The organism is Pseudomonas sp. NPDC087336 (assembly GCF_044744285.1).
Taxonomy (GTDB): domain Bacteria; phylum Pseudomonadota; class Gammaproteobacteria; order Pseudomonadales; family Pseudomonadaceae; genus Aquipseudomonas.
Genome location: NZ_JBIUYA010000075.1, coordinates 1 through 1,882 on the forward strand (window position 1 = coordinate 1; position 1,882 = coordinate 1,882).

The following is a 1,882-nucleotide window of genomic DNA, read 5'->3' on the forward strand; positions in this document are numbered from 1 at the left end:
ATCGACCCATTGCGGTCATTCCATCTGAGGCGATGAGCTGGATGGCGTATACCAGTAAACTCTGGAGTCGACATGAACGTGTTTTTGCTTCTGAGGCGTGAAGGGGCTGTCGAGTGTGCCCAGTGCAATCGAAACCCAATCGGTAAATTCACCTTGGGAACGTGACCAGAACAAAGTCGAGCCACACCGCGCGCAGAACTCGCGAAGCACCGATTCTGAAGACGAATACCTGGTGATGTGCCCGGCGCCGTTGAGTATCCGTAGTGCGCTACGGGGAACGCTTCCATACGAAGCGAATGCTGCCCCGTGACCTTTACGGCATTGACCACAGTAACAATGACTCACTGCTTTTGGCGTCGTCAGTAGCTCGTAACGGATTGCTGTACAAAGACAGCTTCCCTGGTAAACCTCTGTCATGCGTTCGTCCCTGTCGCTGGAAAAGACGCCAGCTTATCCGCCTGAATCTGATCAGTCGAACGTCCGTATATGGACTCCTCCTCGTTGCAAGCCTCCTTTACTTTGGCGCCCGTGCCGACTGCACACGTATATTCGGCCTCTGACTTTGGCATCGATTCGATGCAGGGCCATGATGGGCTATTCGCGCGTCGGCTCCCAATCGCTTCTACGTGCTTTGCGCACCTGGACACTTGAGGGTTTTGCCGACGCCGGTTCGACCGGTTTGCCATTGCTCGGGTTGCTTCGCAATCGTGGTGTAGGGTGCTTCTCCCGGGATGAATAGGTCAGGCTACTGCTCGATCCGGTTGGTAATCAGTGCCGTTGCGCAGCATCGCCCAAGCCATGCGTGCAGTTTTGTTAGCCAGTGCGATAGCGGCCACGTTGGGATGTGAGCGCTCGGCTAAACGGACAGCCCACTGGCTAAGTCGATCGTCTTTGAATTTGGCTGTGCGCAGTGCCGAGCGCGCACCGTGGATCATCAGAGTTCGCAGATAAGCATCCCCGCGTTTGCTAATGCCAAGCAGTCGATCCTTGCCGCCAGAGCTGTGTTGCTTTGGCGTCAGCCCTAGCGAGGCGGCCAGTTGTCGGCCATTGTCAAACTGGCTGGCATCACCGATGGCAGCAACAAGTGCGGTGGAAATCATCGGGCCGACGCCACGCAGCTGTTGCAAACGGGCGGCCGCTGGGTCACTTGCCGCGATCGCTGATATCTCGCCATCGAGTTCTCTCACGCGGTCATCAAGTGCTCGCAGGTCGTCCCACAAACCGTTCAGCAGACGACGAAAGCGTGCCGTCAAACCATTATCGGCATCTTCTAGCCAGCACGGTATTGCACGACGCAGCATCAGTAACTCCTTCGGCGCTACGAGGCCGTACTCGGCGACCAGCCCACGAATCTGATTGGCTTTGGCCGTCCGTTGTTCGATTAAGCCGGCCCGGATGCGATGCGTCGCTTGGATATCCTGTTGCTCGATGGTCTTGACGGCGACGAAGCGCATGCTGGGACGGCTCATCGCCTCACAGATTGCCTCGGCATCGTTGGCATCGTTTTTGTTGCTCTTGACGTACGGCTTGACGAACTGCGGCGCGATCAGCCTCACTCGAAATCCGCGTGCCTGTAGCTGCCGCGCCCAATGGTGCGCACCGCCACAACTTTCCATGCCGATCTCGCAGCCGGGTTCGATCTTTTCCAGCACCGTTTGCAGCCAGCGATCGCGAGGTAAACGCTGCCGCCAGATGGGCCGCTCATGACGATCCACTCCGTGAATCTGAAACACGTTCTTGGCCAGGTCGACCCCAATGCGCATAAGCTTCATGTGTGGACTCCTTCTCACTGTTGACTGTGGTTCGCACCTTCAGTCTGGCACTCAAGATGCCGAGGTGAGGAGGAGTCCATCCCATTGCTTCTGGCCGATAACTGCCTGTC

2 protein-coding genes are annotated in these 1,882 nt (G+C 57.2%); both read right to left on the reverse strand.

The features are described 5' to 3' along the window. Positions 1-15 precede the first annotated feature (15 nt). Positions 16-417 carry a GFA family protein gene (locus ACIO0C_RS31235; protein ID WP_401318360.1) on the reverse strand — a complete coding sequence of 134 codons (402 nt, stop codon included), beginning with the start codon at positions 415-417 and terminating at the stop codon, positions 16-18. A 323-nt stretch (positions 418-740) separates the two neighbouring features. After that, on the reverse strand, positions 741-1,772 hold the full coding sequence (locus ACIO0C_RS31240; RefSeq protein WP_401318362.1) for an IS110 family transposase: 1,032 nt from the start codon (positions 1,770-1,772) through the stop codon (positions 741-743). Between the last annotated feature and the right edge of the window lie 110 nt (positions 1,773-1,882).